The organism is Methylobacterium sp. Leaf104, from assembly GCF_001422885.1.
In the GTDB taxonomy this organism is placed as follows: Bacteria; Pseudomonadota; Alphaproteobacteria; order Rhizobiales; family Beijerinckiaceae; genus Methylobacterium.
The window spans coordinates 479,646-497,983 of sequence record NZ_LMMZ01000001.1 but is presented as its reverse complement, the minus strand read 5'-3'; the positions used below and the strand labels follow the sequence as shown (position 1 = coordinate 497,983).

The window sequence follows — 18,338 nt, the reverse complement described above, 5'->3', positions numbered from 1 at the left end:
CGACACAACGCCTTCCCTCCCCGCAGCCCGGCTCCCAGGACGGGGCGTGAGGACGCGCTCGGCACTCCGCTTCGCGAAACCGCCCCTCGCAACGCGAAAGGCCCCGGTCGCGGGGACCGGGGCCTTCCGTTTCGACGCCCGAAGGCGCCGCAGGTTTCAGGCGTCTCAGGCCTCAGTAGTTGTAGGCGCGCTCGCCGTGATCGGCGATGTCCAGGCCCTCGCGCTCCTCGTCCTGGGTGACGCGGAGGCCGATGGTGAGATCGACGAGCTTGTACAGGATGGCGGAGCCGACACCCGACCAGACAATGGTGAAGCCGACGGCCTTGAGCTGGCTCATCAGGGCGGCGCTGGTCTCGTAGGCGCCGACCGCGAGTTCACCGGGCTTCGAGGTGTAGTCGGGCAGGCCGACGCCGCCGAAATCCGGGTTCACGAGGAGGCCGGTGGCCACGGCGCCGAGGATGCCGCCGATGCAGTGGACGCCGAAGACGTCGAGGGAATCGTCGTAGCCGAGGGCGTTCTTCACCGTGGAGCACATGATGAAGCAGACCGCGCCGGCGACGAGGCCGAGGATGATCGAACCCATCGGACCGGCGAAGCCGGCGGCCGGAGTGACGGCGACGAGGCCGGCGATCGCACCCGAGAGCATGCCGAGGAGCGACGGCTTGCCCTTCAGCATCCACTCGACGAGCAGCCAGGAGAGGGCGGCGGCGGCGGTGGCGACGAAGGTGTTGAGCATCGCCATGGCGGCGGTGCCGTTGGACTCGAGGTTCGAGCCGGCGTTGAAGCCGAACCAGCCCACCCACAGGAGCGAGGCGCCGATGGCGGTCATGGTCAGGGAGTGCGGGGCGAGCAGGTCACGGCCGTAGCCGATGCGCTTGCCGAGCATGAGGCAGCCGACGAAGCCCGCGATGCCGGCGTTGATGTGCACCACGGTGCCGCCGGCGAAGTCGAGGGCGCCCCATTTGAAGAGCAGGCCCGCATCGGCGTTCACCGCGTCGAGGGCCGCCTGGGCGGTCGCCTTCGAGGCGTCGTCGGTGGCGGCGGCCAGCGCCTTGGCGGCGTTGCCGACCGCATCCGGGCCGCCCCAGTACCAGACCATGTGCGCCATCGGGAAGTAGATCAGGGTGGTCCAGAGGATCATGAACACGACCAGCGCCGAGAACTTCATCCGCTCGGCGAAGGCCCCGACGATGAGGGCCGGGGTGATCATCGCGAACGTCATCTGGAAGCAGATGTAGACGTATTCGGGGATCACGACGCCGTTCGAGAAGGTGGCGACGGTGGAGTTCGCGTCGATGCCCTTCAGGAAGGCCTTGGACAGGCCGCCGACGAAGTCGTTGAGGCCGCCGCCATTGGTGAAGGCGAGGCTGTAGCCGAAGATGACGAACAGCAGGCAGGAGATGCAGGCGATGGCGAAGACCTGCGTCAGGACCGAGAGCATGTTCTTGGTGCGCACGAGGCCGCCGTAGAACAGGGCGAGGCCCGGCACGACCATCAGCAGCACCAGGGCGCTGGAGATGAGCATCCAGGCGGTGTCGCCCTTGTTCGGAACGGGCGCGGCCGCCGCGGCGGCCGGCACGGCCTCCGCCGTGGGCGTCTGCGCAAGGGATGGCTCGATGAACAGGAGCGCCAGCGCGGCGCTCCCCAGCCCGAGCGCCAGGGCATTGCGAAGTTTCATGGAAACGAGACTCCCGATCGCGGTGCGATGCTGATGTGAAGTGGGACTGTCAGGACTGGCCGGACGGGATCGTCCGGTCGAAGGCTGCCTCAGAGGGCGTCGACGTCGGTCTCGCCGGTGCGGATGCGGACGGCCTTCTCGAGGGGGACGACGAAGATCTTGCCGTCGCCGATCTGGCCGGTGCGGGCGGCGGCCGCGATCGCGTCGATGACGCTGGCGGTGAGGTCGGAGGCCACGGCCACCTCGATCTTGAGCTTGGGCAGGAAGCTCACGGCATATTCGGCGCCGCGGTAGATCTCGGTGTGGCCCTTCTGGCGGCCGTAGCCCTTCACCTCGGTGACGGTGAGGCCGTGTACGCCGATGCCGGTCAGAGCGTCGCGCACCTCCTCCAGCTTGAACGGCTTGATGATGGCCATCACGATTTTCATGGGCGACGCCCCCTTAGCTACGAGTGGAATTCGGCAGACGGAAAACTTGGCAGAGGTAACCTGCGCGCGTGGAGGCCACCGGCCGGCGCACGCAAGCGTCGCGACACGATCGGACCGGCCGGTCCGCACGGAATCGTTTCCGACCCGTACGTCCGCCCCCATATTCAAGGACTATGCCAGAGGAACTTTTTCGCCGGTGGCGCTTCTGCCCAAGAAGTGTTCGGGCACTGATTCAAGACGCGGCTTTTTTCCGGCCAAGTTTGCGCGCGAAATAGGCAAAACGCTGACGAAACAGGCAAATATGGTGCTGGGCGGGCTTTTCGCCGGTGATGCGGGACCGTTCAGGCCTCGGCGCGTCGCGGGCGGATCATGCCCTCCTGCGCCACCGACGCGACTAGGATGCCGTCGCGGGTGAAGATCTGTCCGCGGGCGAAGCCGCGCGCGCCGTCGGCGCTCGGGCTGTCCTGGGCGTAGAGCAGCCAGTCGTCGGCCCGGAACGGCCGGTGGAACCACAGGGCGTGGTCGAGGCTGGCGGACTGGATCTCCGGGTCGAACACCGTCTGCCCGTGCGGGATCAGGGTGGCGTCGAGCAGCGTCATGTCCGAGGCGTAGGCGAGGACGGCGCGGTGGATCGCCGGATCGTCGGGCAGGCGGTCCACGGCCCGCATCCAGACGTGGAAGCGCGGCTCGCGCGGCGCCCGGCGCAGGTAGCGCTCGATCTCGACGGGCCGGAGTTCGATGGGACGGCGACGGCCGAAATAGGAGAGGATCGGCGCCGGGATCGCGAGGCCGTGCCGGGCGGCATCGGCGGTGGCGGCGGGCGCTTCCGGCACGTCTTCCGGCGGCGGCACGTCGGGCATGGCGGCCTGGTGCACGGCGCCCTCCTCCGCATCGTGGAAGGAGACTGACATCGCGAAGATCGCGCGCCCGTGCTGGTGCGCCACGACCCGGCGGGTGGTGAAGCTGCGCCCGTCGCGGATGCGCTCCACCGCGTAGTCGATCGGCGCCTTCGGGTCGCCGCCGAGGAGGAAGTAGGCGTGCAGGGAGTGCGGAGGCCGGGTGTCCGGCACCGTGCGGGTCGCGGCGACCAGGGCCTGCGCCACCACCTGTCCCCCGAAGACCCGGAACCACCCGGTCTGCAGGCTCTCGCCCCGGTAGAGATCCGGCTCCAGGCTCTTCAGGTCGAGGATGTCGAGGAGTTCGGTGACGATGCCGGTCATGCCGCTTCCCTGCTCGCCCGGCGATTTCCGGGCCGCGTGGCCGCCGAGGCGGCACGGGCGATCCTTCACATGTGAACCATCTCCCTGGCAAGGATCGCGACGGCATGGCGCCGGGCTTCCGCCGCGACCGCGCCCAGCGACGATGATGCGGTCCCGATCCGCGACACCGCGCGTTGCTCCGGAGACCGGGGAATGGCACTCCCTTCCCGGCAGCGAGGACGGCGGGGATCGGCATGGACGCAACGGAGACGCGCGGGAACCGGCGCAGCGTGGTCATCGCCGGCGCCGGCATTCCCGGCCTGACCCTCGCCCTGGCGCTGGCGCAGGCGAACGGCCCGGCCCTCAGCGTCACCCTGTGCGATCCCGGCCTCGGCGCCGGTGCGTCGCGCCATGCCGGGCGGGCCTACGCGGTGGCGGCGGGCGGGCGGCGGATGTTCGAGCGCCTCGGCGTCTGGGAAGCCGCGGCCGCGGCCGCCCAGCCGATTCACGACATGGTCGTGAGCGACAGCCGCCTGGCCGACCCGGTGCGCCCGGTCTTCCTGACCTTCGCGCAGGAGGCGGAGGCCGGCGCGCCCTTCGCCCACATGGTCGAGGCGGAGCCCCTGGTGGCCGCGCTGCTCGCGGCGGCCGAAGTGGCCGGCGTGGTGTTCGATCCCACCGGCATCGTCGAAGCCCTGCCCGCCGGCGGCATCACCCGCCTCGCCCTCGGCGACGGACGCACGCGGCAGGCCGCCCTGCTGGTGGCGGCGGACGGGGCGCGCTCGCGCCTGCGCGAGGCCGCCAAGATCGGCTGGGTCGGCTGGTCCTACCCGCAGATGGGGCTCGTCGCCACGATCGGGCACGAGCGCGACCATGCGGGTCGGGCCTACGAGCACTTCCTGCCTGGCGGTCCCTTCGCGATCCTGCCCCTGGTGGATGGCGGCGCCCTCGGGCACCGCTCGTCCATCGTCTGGACGGAGCGGGCCGCCGACGTGCCGGCCCTGACCGGCGGCGGACCGGAGGAGACCCTGGCCGAGATCGAGCGCCGCTTCGGGCTCAATCTCGGGCGCCTGTCCCTGGAGCGGGGGCCGAGCGCCCATCCCCTCGCCTTCGGCATGGCCCGCAGCTTCCGGGGCGAGCGCCTCGCGCTCCTGGGCGACGCCGCGCATGTCATCCACCCGATCGCCGGGCAGGGACTGAATCTCGGCCTCGCGGGCGCGGCGGTGCTGGCGGAGGCGGTGACCGACGCCCTCCGACTCGGCCTCGACCCCGGCAGCCCGGACGTGCTGAAGCGCTACGAGCGCGCCCGCCGGTTCGACACCGTGGCCATGGGGGCGGTGACGGACGGGCTTAACCGCCTGTTCTCCAACGACGTGATGCCCCTGCGCCTCGCGCGCGATTTCGGCCTGGGCCTCGTCGACCGGCTGCCGGGCCTGAAGCGCCTCTTCATCGGCGAGGCGGCGGCGGCGCGTGGCCCTCAGCCCCGCCTGATGCGCGGCGAAGCCCTCTGAAACGCCCAACGGCGGCCCTTCCCGTCGAGGAAGGACCGCCGCTCATCGAAGTCCATGTCCCGAAGGACGTTACTTTCATGTCCCGAAGGACGTGCCTGCCGGTGGCGTTTACTTGCCCTTGGCGGCCTTGCTGGCCTTCTCGCGCTCGATGCCCTCGAGGATCAGGCGATGCGCCTCCTCCTTGCCGCCCCAGCGCTTGATCTTCACCCACTTGCCGGGCTCGAGATCCTTGTAGTGCTCGAAGAAGTGCTGGATCTGGTGGATCGTGATGTCGGGCAGGTCGGTGTAGTTCTCGATCCGGTCGTAGCGCATGGTCAGGTGGCGCGACGGCACGGCGATGATCTTCTCGTCCTCGCCGGAATTGTCCTCCATCACGAGGACGCCGATCGGGCGGGCGCTGATGATCGCGCCGGGGGCGATGGCGCGGGTATTGGCCACGAGCACGTCGCAGGGGTCGCCGTCACCCGAAAGGGTGTGCGGGATGAAGCCGTAATTGCCCGGATAATGCATCGCCGTGTAGAGGAACCGGTCGACCACCAGGGCGCCGGCCTCCTTGTCCATCTCGTACTTGATCGGGTCGCCACCGATCGGCACCTCGATGATGACGTTCACGTCGTCAGGCGGATTCTTGCCGATCGAGACCGCGTCGATGATCATGTGTCTGCTCCCGCAAGCAGGGGCATTCCGGCCCCGTTGCCGGGTGTCTTAAGGCCCTTCCGCCGCGAAGGAAATCGTACCTTGCGGTGGGCGGCGACGTTTGCACGGAATTGTCGGGTCCGCCTCAGGGGCGCTCGGAGGGACCGAAGCGCCGGCGCCAGGCCGCGGCGAGGCGCGCGAAGGTCCGCTCGATCCAGCGGGCCGCGTGTTCCAGGGGGACCTTCAGGGCGGGCACGTCCTGGCTCAGGAGGGCGAGGCCGACCGGGAGCATCCACAGGCCGAGGACGGGCAGGATCGAGAAGATGCCGCCGAGGATGAAGAGGATCGCCGCCAGGAGGCGGATCCAGAATCGCGAGGGCTCGCGCAGCCACTCCAACGCCCTGCGTATGCGGTCCGGCAGCTTCGCGCTGAGGTCCGTGACCCGCCTGTCCCAATCCGCCGCCGTCACGCCCATCCGTGGTCCCGTCCGCAATGCCCCGAGGCCCGGCCTGCCGGACCGGTCCGCGGGGCGGCTCGGACTCAAGCGAGGTCAGGTGAAGCGGAAACCAACCTTGGGCAGAACCGTTCCGGCGATCCGGTCGACGGCATGGCCGATCTCGGCGCCGCCCAGCCCCGCATAGAAGGATCGCGCCCGCTCGTTCCCCTCCAGCGTCCAGATCCCGACCCGGGACAGCCCGTGGTCGGAAAGATCGTTGGAGACGGCCCGGAACAGGCGCCGACCGAGGCCGAGACCCTGGTAGGCCGGGCGGATGTAGAGCTCGTCGATCTCGCCGGGCGCCCGGAGGATGCGGCCCCGTGCCGGTCCGTAGACCGCGTAGCCGACGATGCTGCCCGCCTGCTCGACCACCACGAGGGGGCGGGTGCGCTGGGTCGCGCCGAGCCACCATTGCGAGCTGCGCTGCGCGATCATCCGCTCCAGTGCGACCCCGGGGATGATTCCCCGGTAGGCCTCACGCCAGGTCTCGTCGAACAGGTCCGACAAGGGATCGGCGTCGGCCGGACGGGCGCGGCGGATGCTGGTGGTGCTCGTACGCATGACGGATCCCCGCGCTCGATGAAGACGATGGACGGTTCGCTATCGGTGTCGATCACCGCATCGGAGGTGACGATCCGGGCGAAGACAAGGCGACCTTCGGCAACGCAAGGCCGATGCCGGTTGCTCCCCGCACGCCACGGCGTGTTTGCCGCGGCCGCCGCGCACTGGTAGATCAGCACCCTCCCGATCCCCGCCCCACCGGTCCTGCCGCACCCGTGTTCAACCGCTTCCTCTCGTACGAGACCCGCTACGCCCGGCGCATGGCGCGGATCGCGCGCTTCGAGCGCCCGATCGCCGGCCCGGTCTCGCGGGCCAAGGCCTGGGCGAACATGCTGCTGGTGGATCACGGCGTGTTCCGCCTCGCCTACCTGAACCGGCACCGGATCGGCGCGGGCAAGCTCTGGCGCTCGGCCCAGCCGACGCCCCACCAGCTGGCCTGGTTCAAGCGCCAGGGGGTCCGAACCGTGATCTCCCTCCGGGGCGGGCGCGAGCACGGCTCGTGGCCCCTCCAGCGCGAGGCCTGCGAGCGCCAGGGCCTGACGCTCGTGGAATTCGTGCTGCGCTCGCGGGAGGCGCCCTCACGCGAGACCATCCTGGCGGCCAAGGCGTTCTTCGACGGGGTCGAGTACCCAGCGATGATGCACTGCAAATCGGGCGCGGATCGCGCCGGTCTCGCGGCGGCGCTCTACCTCATCCTGCACGAGGGCCTGCCCGTCGCGGAGGCCATCGGCCAGCTCTCGGCCCGCTACGGCCATTTCCGGTTCGCCAAAACCGGAATCCTCGATGCGTTCTTCGCCCTCTATCGCCGGGACGGCGAGGCTCGGGGCATCGACTTCCTGACCTGGGTCGAGACCGAGTACGACCCCGAGGCGCTCAAGCGCTCCTTCCGCCCCGGCTTCTGGTCCGACCTCGTGGTGGACCGGATCATCAAGCGCGAATAGCCGGGCACGAGAAAACCCGCCGCGGCCGAGCCGGGCGGGTTTGTCCGAGAGGAGGTCCTGGGCGGGTGCGCCCGCCGGGATCGCCTCAGGCGGCGAGGCGGGCCTTCGACGGGGCATTCTCGTTGCTGACGATGAAGCGGCCGGAATTGGAAAGCGGACCGTTCTTCGGGGTCAGAACGTTGGCGGCCACGAAGACCAGCGACACGTTCAGGGCGACGGCGGCGACAACGAGGAGAGCGATCATCGGAGGTGTTCCAGGGCGGTTGCGTTGAGCCTTATATGGCACCGCACCATTTTCACTGGTATACCAAATTCTACACACCACTCATGCGGCGGATGCAAACCTCGCCGCCCTGAGCGACCGATCCGGTGCCGAGCCCGACCTCACCGCATCGCTCGAATCGCAATCATGCACGGCTCGCCAGACAGGCGACCGCACGCGATCGCTGCCGGCATCCCAGCTTTCGCAGCGCACCAATCAGTTCATCGATAGACTTTCGATATCGGTCGCGAAGGACGATACGTAACCGGGACTTTCACCGGTGAGGATGATCAGGGTCAAGATCAATCCGACCGCGCCGAGATACACCACGGCGAAGAGGTCCCTGTCGTCTCGACCTGCCAGGACGATGCCGGCGAACGGAACCGTCTGAAGCGTGAGCACCGCCGCGATGTTCATGGACAACCTCGAAATCAGCCGGGCCGTTGAGTCGGTCGATCGGCGCCGGTCCCGCTCGTCGGGTGGTTCGATTCCTAAGGCCGGCCCGTCATGAGAGAGATCGACGGGCCGGCCGACAAGTTCCGAGGGCGTGGGTCGCAGGTGCGGTTGCGGCCTCAGGCCGCCTGGACCGGCCGCGCCGCCACCGGAGCCGCCACGCTGTCATCGGTGAGGAAGCGCAGGCGCAGGGGCTTGAGGACGAACATCGCCAGGATCGCCGCCACGACGTTGAGCCCGATGATGATCGAGAACACCGCCGACCAGCCGTACTTGGCCGAGATCACGCTGGCGATCGGCACCAGGAACGAGGCCGTGCCCTTGGCGGTGTAGAGCAGGCCGGCATTGGTGGTGGCGAACTTCGAGCCGAAGGTGTCGCCACAGGTGGCCGGGAACAGGGAGTAGATCTCGCCGAAGACGCCGAAATAGACCGCCGTGGCGAAGACGAAGACCAGCGGATAGGTGCCGTAGGTCAGCAGGGTGATGATCGCCAGGGCGGCGATCGAGAAGGCGATGAACATCGTGTTCTCGCGTCCGAGATTGTCGGAGACGAAGCCGAAGAACGGGCGTCCGAAGCCGTCGAAGATGCGGTCGAGGGAGATCGCGAAGGTGAGCGCCGCCATCTGCAGGCCGAACAGGCTGACGGGAACGTCCGCGACCTTGAAGTCGTGGGCGATCGGCGCGATCTGCGCCGCCGCCATCAGGCCGCCGGAGGCCACCATGACGAAGATCACGTACATCAGCCAGAAGACGGGGGTGCGCACCACCTCGCGCGGCGTGCGGTCGACCTTGGCCTGGGGCAGACGAAGGGTCTTGCGCTGGACCGGCACCGCCAGGGACGGCTTGCGCAGGAGGAACGACAGGGCCACCACGATGGCCCCCTGACCGAGCCCGAAATACAGGAAGGCGTCCTGGTACCCGCTGGTGGCGATCATCTTGGCGATCGGCACCACCGTGACGGCCGCACCGGCGCCAAAGCCGGCCGCGGTGGCGCCGGCGGCGAGGCCGCGCCGGTGGGGGAACCACTTCAGGGCGTTGCCGACGCAGGTCCCGTAGACGGAGCCGGCACCGATACCGCCGATCACGGCCGCCGCGTAGAGGAGGAAGAGAGAGTCGGCATGGGCGTTCAGGAACCACGCCAGGGCGATCATGATGCCGCCGAAGCAGACCACGATGCGCGGGCCGTAGCGGTCGACGAACCAGGCCTCGACCGGCACCAGCCAAGTCTCGGTGGCGACAAAGATGGTGAACGCGAACTGGATCGCCGCGCGACCCCAGTGAAACTTGGCGTCGATCGGGTCGACGAAGAGCGTCCACCCGTACTGGAGATTGGCGATCATCGCCATGCACAGCACGCCGAAGGCGAGTTGCCACCATTTGGCGGACGGTGAGTCCTGACGTTCCATCCCGAATTCCTTCTTGATCGGATTGTTCGCACCGATGCCGCCAGCATGCACCAAAATTCGTTGTATGCAATATACCAGGGAATGAAATGTGGTTTGGGACGTGTGAGGCGGTGTCGGCGGGAGGACCGAGCCGAGGCCGTGAATAATCGTGCAGGTTGTCGCGATGCCGCCCTACGCCCACGGCGCACCGGCCCGCGCCCGGCGGATTCGGGCGGAGGCGGCATCGCCGGCGTCGGATCCGGCGCTCGGCGGCGCGGCCGCTGCGGGCGATCCCGTCGCCGTCGGGACGCGCCCGGCGGTGAGGCCGGCCCTACTCTGCCGCGATGCGGCTCGCCTCGCGGTAGGGATGGGCCGGGTAGGTGCCGATGATCCGCAATTCCCGCGAGAAGTAGCCGAGTTCGGCGAGGGCCCGGGCGAGGCCGGGCTCCTCCGGATGGCCGTCCACCTCGGCATAGAACTGGGTCGCGACGAACTGGCCGTCGACCATGTAGCTCTCGAGTTTCGACATGTTGACGCCGTTCGTGGCGAAGCCGCCGAGCGCCTTGTAGAGGGCCGCCGGGATGTTGCGGACCCGGAAGACGAAGCTGGTCACCATCGGACCGGCCTCGGGCGAGACCGGCTCGGGGTCGGGCGAGAACACCACGAAGCGGGTCGTGTTGTGGCTCTCGTCCTCGACGTCGCGCTCTAGGATGTCGAGGCCGTAGACCTCCGCAGCCAGGGCGGGGGCCAGGGCGCCCCGGGTGGGATCGCCCGCCTCCGCCACCTCGCGGGCCGCGCCGGCGGTGTCGCCGGCGACGATCGGGCGGACGCCGAGGCGTCGGATGATCTTGCGGCACTGCCCGAGGGCGTGGACGTGGCTGTGCACCGTCCGGATCTGTTCGACCGGGGTGCCGGGCAGGACCATCAGCTGGAAATGGATCGGCAGGAAGTGCTCGGCCACGATGTGCAGGCCCGAGGTCGGGATCAGGTGGTGGATGTCCGCCACCCGGCCCGCGATCGAGTTCTCGATCGGGATCATCGCCCGCGTGGCGCGGCCTTCCTTCACGGCCGCGAAGGCGTCCTCGAAGGTCGGGCACGGCAGCGGCGTCCAGTCCGGGTAGGCCTGGGCGCAGATGATGTGGGAGTTCGCGCCGGGCTCGCCCTGGTAGGAGACGATGTGCTGGGGCATGGCGGGCTGGTCTTTCCGAGGCGCTTCAGTTCAGGCGGCGGGCCGACAGGATGGCGCGGGCGCGTTCCAGGTCGGCGGGGGTGTCGACGCCCAGCGGCAGGTCGTCGACGACGATGGCGTCGATGCGCATCCCGGCCTCGAGCGCCCGGAGCTGCTCCAGCTTCTCGCGGGTCTCGAGTTCGCCGGGCGGCAGGGCCATGAATCGGGCCAGCGCCTTCCGGCGATAGGCGTAGAGGCCGATGTGATGGTAGAGCGGCCCCTCGCCCCAGGGCGCCTCGGCGCGGGTGAAGTAGAGCGCGCGCAGGCGGCGGGTGCCCACCGCGTGGCCGACGAGCTTGACCACGTTGGGGTCGCGCCGCTCCGACTCCTCGGTGATGACGGCGCAGAGGGTGGCGATGTCGACCGTGCGGTCGGCCAGGGGCAGGATCGCGGCGCCGATGATGCCCGGGTCGATGGTCGGCAGGTCGCCCTGGACGTTGACCACGACGTCGTGGTTGCCCTGCGGATCGATGATCTCCAGGGCCTCCGCCAGGCGATCCGAGCCGGACGGATGATCGGCCCGGGTCAGCACCGCGAGGCCGCCGACGGCCTCGATCGTCTCGATGATGGCCGGCGTGTCCGTGGCCACCACGACCGGCCCGATGCCGGCCTCCACGGCCCGGCGCCAGACGTGCACGATCATCGGCTCCCCGGCGAGATCGGCCATCGGCTTGTTCGGCAGGCGGGTCGCGGCCATGCGCGCGGGAATGAGGACGATGGGATCGGACATCGGTCTGGGCCCTGCTCCGGCTGGGGCAGGTGCTTAACAGCGGCGCCACGGGTTGTCATGCGCGCCAGGGCGCGGCCTTGCCGGCTCGGGTCCCTGGCACTTGTCCGCCAAGCGGGAACCGGATCGGCCCGCTCGCGTCTGAAGAAGTGAGGGATGGCGGCGACACCCGCCGCTCTGCGACTACGCGAAGCGCGACGGGACCATTGTCAAGGTCGGGCTTCAGCGGCTAAGCACCCTCGACCGTTTCCAAAGTCCGGCACAGGTACGCGCTGGACTTCGCCCTGAATTCTCCCCCCTCAGGCCGGCCGCACCGGAGTTGTCGAGAATGGACTCTTTCGAGCTGAACAAGGTTGCGGGTGCCGCGCTCGGCGCGCTGCTGTTCGCCGTGGGGTCGGGCTTCGTCGCCGAGCTGATCTATCATCCCAAGCCCGCGGGCGGTGCGGGCTATGCCCTGCCCGAGCCGCAGCCGAAGGCAGCCGGTGGCGCCGCCCCCGAGGCGAAGGCCGAGCCTCTGCCGATCCGTCTGGCCAGCGCCACCGTCGACAAGGGCCAGTCCGCGGCCAAGAAGTGCGCCTCCTGCCACAGCTTCGAGAAGGGCGGCCCGAACAAGGTCGGCCCGCATCTCTGGGGCGTCGTCGACCGCCAGCGCGCCCACGAGCCCGGCTTCGAGTACTCGGCCGCGCTGAAGGAGAAGGGCGGGACCTGGACCTACGACGAGCTCGACCACTTCCTGGCGAACCCGAAGGGCTACGTCCCCGGCACCAAGATGGCCTTCGCGGGCATCACCTCGCCGACCGAGCGGGCCGACGTCATCCTCTACCTGCGCAGCCTCGCCGACACCCCGCACCCGCTGCCGGCGGCTGAGAAGAAGGCCGAAGGCGACAAGCCGGCCGAGGCCCAGCCGGCCGCCGCCAAGGCCGGGGATGCCAAGCCCGCCGATGCCAAGCCCGCGCCCGACGCGAAGCCGGCGGCCGAAAAGCGTCGCGAGGAGACGCAGAAGCCGGCCGACGCATCGAAGCCGGCCGAGGACCAGAAACCCGAGGTCGCCAATCCGGCCACGGCCGCCAAGCCCACCGTCGCGGGTGAGGAGGCGAACAAGCCGGCGTCGGCGAAGCCCGCCGACGACACCCCGGTCCAGGCGGCTCCCGCCGCGCCGCCCGCCCCGGCCGCGACCAAGCCGGCCGAGAAGCCGGCCCAACAGTGAGCCGGGCTTCCGGCGGGGACACCGTCCTTTCATGAGCGAAGAAGGCCGGGCATCGCCCGGCCTTCTTCGTTCGTCGGGACCGAGGGCAGGCCTACGCGTTGAGGTTCCTGCGCGCACGCGCCCGCTTGGCGTTCGCGGCTGGTCCGTCCTAGAACACCCGCCTGCCGTCGCCGGTGCGGCGGCGGAACCGCGACCCCGGAATCCGGAGACCGCCTGCCAGTGATGCGAATTGCCCTGATCGGACGCCTCGTCGCCGCCCTCGCCTTCCTGGCCTGTGGCCTGCCCGCCCGGGCCGCCCCCGATCCGGAACCCGCCGCGCCGAACGGCGCCTGGATGCCCGCGATCACGCTGATGGGCGCGCCGAAATACGGCCCCGACTTCAAGCATTTCGACTATGCCGACCCGAACGCGCCGAAGGGCGGCCTCGTGCGCCTCGGCGCCCAGGGCGGCTTCGACAACTTCAACTACGTGGTGTCGGGCCTGAAGGGCGATCTCGAGGGCGGGATCGTCCAGATCTACGATACCCTTATGACGGAATCGGCTGACGAACCCTTCACCTCCTACGGCCTCCTCGCCGACGGCGTGCGCCTCGCCGACGACCTCTCGGCGGTGTCCTACCGCCTGCGCGAGGGCGCGCGCTGGCACGACGGCCGGCCGGTGACGCCCGAGGACGTGGTCTGGTCCTTCGATGTCCTGAAGGCGAACAGCCCGTTCTACTCGGCCTATTACCAGACCGTGACCAAGGCCGCCGTCACGGGCCCGCGGGAGGTGACCTTCACCTTCTCCGAGGCCGGCAACCGCGAACTTCCGCAGGTCCTCGGCCAGTTGCGCGTGCTGCCCAAGCACTGGTGGACCGGCACGGACGCGCAGGGGCGTCCGCGCGACGTGACCCAGACCACCCTGGAGATCCCCCTCGGCTCGGGTCCCTACCGCCTGGCGAAGTTCGAGGCCGGCCGCAGCGCCACCTACGAGCGGGTGGCGGATTACTGGGGCAAGGACCTGCCGGTGAATGTCGGCCGCAACAACTTCGGCACCATGCGCAACGAGTATTTCCGCGATGCGACGGTGCTGATCGAGGCGCTGAAGGGCGACCTGTTCGACTTCCGGACCGAGAACGTGGCGCGCAACTGGGCCACGGCCTACGACAATTTTCCCGCCGTGAAGGAGGGCCGCCTGATCAAGGAGGAGTTCCCCGATCGCGGCAACGGCAACATGCAGGCCTTCGTCCTCAACACCCGCCGGGCGAAGTTCGCCGATCCGCGCGTGCGCCGGGCCTTCAACCTGGCGATGAACTTCGAGGAGATGAACCGGTCGCTGTTCTTCGGCCTCTACAAGCGCATCGATTCCTACTACTTCGGCTCGGAGCTGGCCTCGTCCGGGCTGCCGCAGGGTGACGAGCTGGCGATCCTCGAAGCCGTGAAGGACAAGGTCCCTCCTTCCGTCTTCACCACGCCCTACGCGAACCCCGTCAACGGCACGCCGGACGCGGTGCGCGCCAACCTGCGCGAGGCCGTCGGTCTCCTGAAGCAGGCCGGCTACGAACTTCGCAACGGCCAGATGACCGACGTGAAGAGCGGCGAGCCCCTCACCGTCGAGTTCCTCGAATTCCAGAGCGTGTTCGAGCGGGTGGTGCTGCCCTACGCGGCGCAGTTGAAGCTCATCGGCATCAACAGCTCCCTGCGCGTCATCGACCAGGCCCAGTACCAGAACCGCCTGCGGGCCTTCGACTTCGACATCACCACGAGCTCGTGGCCGGAATCCCTCTCGCCGGGCAACGAGCAGCGCGAGTACTGGGGCTCGGCCTCGGCCGACAAGGCCGGCTCGCGCAACCTCATCGGCATCAAGGATCCGGCCATCGACGCCCTGATCGAGAAGGTGATCTTCGCCAAGGACCGCCCCGGCGCGCTGGCGGCGACGCACGCCCTCGACCGGGTGCTGCTGGCCCACGACTTCGTCGTGCCGCAATGGGGCTCGAACGTCTCGCGCACCCTGCGCTGGAACCGCTTCGGGCATCCGGAGGTGCTGCCGAAATACGGCAGCTCGGGCTTCCCCGCGACCTGGTGGTACGACGAGACCCTGGCCGCCAAGACCGGGGCGCCGCGTTGAGCGCCGGCCCGACCCGGCGCGCCGTCGTCGCGGGCGCCGGCGCTCTCGGTGCGACCCTGGTCCTGCCCGCCCCCGCCCCCGCCCCCGCCCGGGCGGCGGCCCGCAGCAGCCACGGCCTGTCGAGCTTCGGGGACCTGAAGTACCCGCCCGACTTCCCGAACTTCGACTACGTCAATCCGGATGCGCCGCGAGGGGGTCGCTTTTCGGCGCAGCTCGCCTCCACCCTGGGCAACCAGGCGTCCGACACCTTCAACACCCTGAACATCTACGTCCTGCGCGGCGACGGCGCCGCCGGCATGAACCTGACCTTCGACTCGCTGATGGTGCGCGCCCTCGACGAGCCGGACGCGCTCTACGGCCTCCTCGCCCGCTCGGTCGAGATCTCCGAGGATGGGCTGTCCTACCGCTTCGGCCTGCGGCCGCAGGCCCGCTTCCACGACGGCTCGCGCCTCACCGCCCACGACGTGGCGGCGTCGATGCGCCTCCTCAAGGAGAAGGGCCACCCCGAGATCTCGCAGGTGATCCGCGACCTGACCGAGGCGGTGGCGGAGGACGACGCCACGGTGACGCTGCGCTTCGCGCCCGGCCGCAGCCGCGACCTGCCCCTCTTCGTGGCGAGCCTGCCGGTGTTCTCGGCCGCCTACTACGCCACGCACGAATTCGAGGCCTCCTCCCTGGAGCCGCCCCTCGGCTCCGGTCCCTACCAGGTCGGGCGCCTGGAGGCGGGCCGCTTCATCGAGCTGGAGCGGGTGAAGGATTACTGGGGCGCCGAGCTGCCGGTGAATGTCGGCCAGAACAACTTCGACGCCATCCGGTACGAGTATTTCCGTGACCGCCAGGTGGCGTTCGAGGCCTTCAAGGGCGGTGCCTTCACCTTCCGCGAGGAGTTCACCGCGCGGGTCTGGGCCACGGGCTACGACTTCCCCGCCGTGCAGGAGGGCCGCGTCCGCAAGGAGGTGGTGCCCGATGCCCGTCCCTCCGGCACCCAGGGCTGGTGGATGAACACCCGGCGCGAGGCCTTCCGCGATCCCCGGCTGCGCGAGGCGATCGGCCTGTGCTTCGACTTCAACTGGTCGAACGCCAACCTGATGTACGGCGCCTACATCCGCACGGCCTCCTACTTCGAGAATTCGGACCTGAAGGCGACGGGCCGTCCCGCGCCGGAGGAGCTCGCCCTCCTCGACCCCCTGCGCGGCGACCTGCCGGCGGAGGTCTTCGGCGAGGCCTGGAGCCCGCCGAGTTCCGACGGCTCGGGCCAGGACCGCGCCCTGCTCAGCCGCGCCGTGGCCCTGCTCCGCGAAGCCGGCTGCACCCGCGACGGCGGCGTCGTCCGGCTCCCCTCCGGCAAGCCGTTGGAGATCGAGTTCCTCGACAACGACCCGGTGTTCCAGCCGGTGACGCAGCCCTTCATCCGCAATCTCGGGCTGATCGGCATCCGCGCCAGCATCCGGCTGGTCGATCCGTCGCAGTACCAGGCCCGGGTCAAGGACTTCGACTTCGACCTCACCGCCCGCCGCTTTGGCAGCGGCCTCACGCCCGGCCCGGAACTGCGCGAGGCCTACGGCTCCCGCAGTGCCGGCACGCCCGGCTCGAACAACCTCGCGGGCATCGCGAGCCCCGCCATCGACGCGCTGATCGAGAAGGTGACCGAGGCGACGTCCCGCGCCGACATGGTTCACGCGGCGCGCGCCCTCGACCGGGTCCTGCGGGCCGGCCGCTACTGGGTGCCCATGTGGTACAAGGCCGATCACCGGCTGGCCCTCTGGGACGTCTATGGCCGCCCGGCCAGGGGGCCGACCTACGATCTCGGTGTGCCGAGCGTCTGGTGGTACGATGCCGCCAAGGCCCGCCGCATCGGCCGAACCTGAGAGACACCCGTGCTCGGCTACATCCTGCGCCGTATCGCGCTCATGGTCCCGACGATCTTCGGGATCATGCTGATCACCTTCGTCATCGTGCAGTTCGCCCCCGGCGGCCCCGTGGAACGGGTGCTGGCGCAGCTCCAAGGCCAGAACGAGGGCAGCCTGTCGCGGGTGACCGGCGGAGCCGGCGACCTCGGCGGCGTCGCACGCAGCGGAGGCGGCGGGGAGGCCAATGCCCGCTACCGCGGAGCGCAGGGGCTGGACCCCGCCTTCATCAAGAAGCTCGAGCAGCAGTTCGGCTTCGACAAGCCGGCCCCCGAGCGCTTCGCCAAGATGATCTGGGACTATGTCCGGTTCGATTTCGGCAACAGCTATTTCCGCGATGTTTCCGTCCTGCAGCTGATCCGCGAGCGGCTGCCGGTGTCGATCTCGCTCGGCCTCTGGATGACGCTGATCTCCTACGCGATCTCGATTCCGCTGGGCATCCGCAAGGCGGTGCATGACGGCTCGCGCTTCGATCTCTGGACCTCGACCGTGGTCATCATCGGCTACGCGATTCCGAGCTTCCTGTTCGGCATCGCGCTGATCATCCTGTTCGCCGGCGGCTCCTTCGTGCAGATCTTCCCGATCCGGGGCCTGACCAGCGAGAACTTCGACTCCCTCAGCCTCTGGGGCAAGGTCGTCGACTATGCCTGGCACATGACCCTTCCGCTGGCGGCCCTGGTCCTCGGCGCCTTCGCGACCTCGACGCTGCTGACCAAGAATTCCTTCCTCGACGAGATCCGCAAGCAATACGTGCTCACGGCCCGGATGAAGGGCCTCTCCGAGCGCCGGGTGCTCTACGGCCACGTCTTCCGCAACGCCATGCTGATCGTCATCGCGGGCTTTCCGGCGGCCTTCATCTCGGCCTTCTTCACCGGATCGCTGCTGATCGAGACGATCTTTTCCCTCGACGGGCTCGGGCTCCTGTCCTTCACCTCCATCGTCGGGCGCGACTACCCCGTGGTGTTCGCGACCCTGTACATCTTCTCCCTGCTCGGGCTGGCGGTGAACCTGCTCTCCGACCTGATCTACACCTGGATCGACCCGCGCATCGACTTCTCGGCCCGGGCGACGTGACCGCCCTTCCCCTGGTCATCCGCCACGAGCACGCGGGCGACGCCGAGGCCATCGAGCGGCTCCATGCCCGCGCCTTCGGCCCCGGCCGCTTCGCCCGCACCGCCTATCGCCTGCGCGAGGGCACGGTGCCGGTGGCCGAGCTCTGCTTCACCGCCCTGGTGGCGACCTATCTCGTGGGGTCGGTGCGGGTGGGGCCGGCCGAGGCCGGTGGGCCTCTGCTGGTGCTCGGACCGCTCACCGTCGATCCGAGCTTCGAGGGCCGCGGCATCGGCGCCGCCCTGATGACGGCCTGCCTCGACGCGGCGGCCGCCGCCGGCCACGGCCTCGTCATCCTCATCGGAGACGCGCCCTATTACGGGCGCTTCGGCTTCTCGCCGATCCCGCCCGGACGCCTCGTACCGCCCTCCCCCGTCGACCCGGCCCGCTTCCTCTGGCGCGAGTTGACGGCCGGCGCGGCCGCGACGGTCACGGGGAACGTCACCGCCCTGCGCCGGCGTTGAACCGCCGGAGGCGCCGACCCGGCGCCGGCAGGGACCACA

The 18,338-nt window shown here is 69.6% G+C and carries 18 protein-coding genes; 7 read left to right on the top strand and 11 right to left on the bottom strand.

Features of this window, described 5'->3' with window-relative positions; genetic code table 11:
* Window positions 1–172: 172 nt before the first annotated feature.
* The 3 genes from ASF49_RS02335 to tesB form a co-directional block, all read right to left on the bottom strand.
* Complete coding sequence (locus tag ASF49_RS02335) at window positions 173–1,678, bottom strand: ammonium transporter (protein WP_056467016.1); 1,506 nt, start codon at window positions 1,676–1,678, stop codon at window positions 173–175.
* Window positions 1,679–1,767: 89 nt separating this feature from the next.
* The gene (locus tag ASF49_RS02330; protein WP_056467014.1) at window positions 1,768–2,106 is read right to left on the bottom strand and encodes a P-II family nitrogen regulator; all 339 of its coding nucleotides are present in this window, start codon (window positions 2,104–2,106) and stop codon (window positions 1,768–1,770) included.
* Window positions 2,107–2,447: 341 nt separating this feature from the next.
* Entirely contained in the window at window positions 2,448–3,326 is an 879-nt protein-coding gene (gene tesB, locus ASF49_RS02325) for an acyl-CoA thioesterase II (protein WP_056467957.1), read from the bottom strand.
* 233 nt (window positions 3,327–3,559) lie between these two features.
* Here tesB and ASF49_RS02320 point away from each other — a divergent pair, with 233 nt between their 5' ends.
* Window positions 3,560–4,816, top strand: coding sequence for an FAD-dependent monooxygenase (locus ASF49_RS02320; RefSeq protein WP_056467012.1), 1,257 nt, complete (start codon window positions 3,560–3,562; stop codon window positions 4,814–4,816).
* Window positions 4,817–4,924: 108 nt separating this feature from the next.
* On the opposite strand, the gene ppa is transcribed toward ASF49_RS02320, so the two are convergent.
* The 3 genes from ppa to ASF49_RS02305 form a co-directional block, all read right to left on the bottom strand.
* Window positions 4,925–5,473: an inorganic diphosphatase gene (gene ppa / locus ASF49_RS02315; RefSeq protein WP_056467008.1), complete on the bottom strand. Its 549-nt coding sequence runs from the start codon at window positions 5,471–5,473 to the stop codon at window positions 4,925–4,927.
* Between the two features lie 124 nt (window positions 5,474–5,597).
* Window positions 5,598–5,927, bottom strand: a complete 330-nt coding sequence (locus ASF49_RS02310; RefSeq protein WP_056467003.1) for a hypothetical protein — start codon at window positions 5,925–5,927, stop codon at window positions 5,598–5,600.
* 75 nt (window positions 5,928–6,002) lie between these two features.
* A complete protein-coding gene (locus tag ASF49_RS02305; RefSeq protein ID WP_056467001.1) occupies window positions 6,003–6,509 on the bottom strand; it encodes a GNAT family N-acetyltransferase in 507 nt (168 codons plus the stop codon).
* Window positions 6,510–6,724: 215 nt separating this feature from the next.
* Between ASF49_RS02305 and ASF49_RS02300 the strand changes: the two genes are divergently transcribed.
* The gene (locus ASF49_RS02300; RefSeq protein WP_056466999.1) at window positions 6,725–7,450 is read left to right on the top strand and encodes a fused DSP-PTPase phosphatase/NAD kinase-like protein; all 726 of its coding nucleotides are present in this window, start codon (window positions 6,725–6,727) and stop codon (window positions 7,448–7,450) included.
* Between the two features lie 85 nt (window positions 7,451–7,535).
* Here the strand turns inward: ASF49_RS02300 and ASF49_RS23455 are convergent, their stop codons facing one another.
* The 5 genes from ASF49_RS23455 to ASF49_RS02280 form a co-directional block, all read right to left on the bottom strand.
* A complete protein-coding gene (locus ASF49_RS23455; protein ID WP_156652771.1) occupies window positions 7,536–7,694 on the bottom strand; it encodes a hypothetical protein in 159 nt (52 codons plus the stop codon).
* Between the two features lie 234 nt (window positions 7,695–7,928).
* Window positions 7,929–8,129: a hypothetical protein gene (locus tag ASF49_RS02295; RefSeq protein WP_056466996.1), complete on the bottom strand. Its 201-nt coding sequence runs from the start codon at window positions 8,127–8,129 to the stop codon at window positions 7,929–7,931.
* Between the two features lie 155 nt (window positions 8,130–8,284).
* The gene (oxlT, locus tag ASF49_RS02290; protein ID WP_056467954.1) at window positions 8,285–9,571 is read right to left on the bottom strand and encodes an oxalate/formate MFS antiporter; all 1,287 of its coding nucleotides are present in this window, start codon (window positions 9,569–9,571) and stop codon (window positions 8,285–8,287) included.
* A 310-nt stretch (window positions 9,572–9,881) separates the two neighbouring features.
* Entirely contained in the window at window positions 9,882–10,739 is an 858-nt protein-coding gene (locus tag ASF49_RS02285) for a prephenate dehydratase (RefSeq protein WP_056466993.1), read from the bottom strand.
* Window positions 10,740–10,764: 25 nt separating this feature from the next.
* A complete protein-coding gene (locus ASF49_RS02280; protein ID WP_056466985.1) occupies window positions 10,765–11,508 on the bottom strand; it encodes a 3-deoxy-manno-octulosonate cytidylyltransferase in 744 nt (247 codons plus the stop codon).
* 325 nt (window positions 11,509–11,833) lie between these two features.
* On the opposite strand from ASF49_RS02280, the gene ASF49_RS22890 reads away from it, so the two are divergent.
* The 5 genes from ASF49_RS22890 to ASF49_RS02255 all read left to right on the top strand — a co-directional run bounded on the left by ASF49_RS22890 (window position 11,834) and on the right by ASF49_RS02255 (window position 18,299).
* Entirely contained in the window at window positions 11,834–12,712 is an 879-nt protein-coding gene (locus tag ASF49_RS22890; protein WP_082510750.1) for a c-type cytochrome, read from the top strand.
* 222 nt (window positions 12,713–12,934) lie between these two features.
* Window positions 12,935–14,818 (top strand): extracellular solute-binding protein, encoded by a 1,884-nt coding sequence (locus ASF49_RS02270; protein WP_056466982.1) that lies wholly within the window; start codon window positions 12,935–12,937, stop codon window positions 14,816–14,818.
* Entirely contained in the window at window positions 14,815–16,686 is a 1,872-nt protein-coding gene (locus ASF49_RS02265; RefSeq protein ID WP_056466979.1) for an extracellular solute-binding protein, read from the top strand. Before ASF49_RS02270 ends, ASF49_RS02265 begins: the two co-directional genes overlap by 4 nt.
* Before the next feature lie 9 nt (window positions 16,687–16,695).
* Window positions 16,696–17,799, top strand: coding sequence for a microcin C ABC transporter permease YejB (locus ASF49_RS02260; RefSeq protein ID WP_056466975.1), 1,104 nt, complete (start codon window positions 16,696–16,698; stop codon window positions 17,797–17,799).
* The gene (locus ASF49_RS02255) at window positions 17,796–18,299 is read left to right on the top strand and encodes a GNAT family N-acetyltransferase (protein WP_056466974.1); all 504 of its coding nucleotides are present in this window, start codon (window positions 17,796–17,798) and stop codon (window positions 18,297–18,299) included. Before ASF49_RS02260 ends, ASF49_RS02255 begins: the two co-directional genes overlap by 4 nt.
* The last annotated feature ends 39 nt before the right edge of the window (window positions 18,300–18,338 follow it).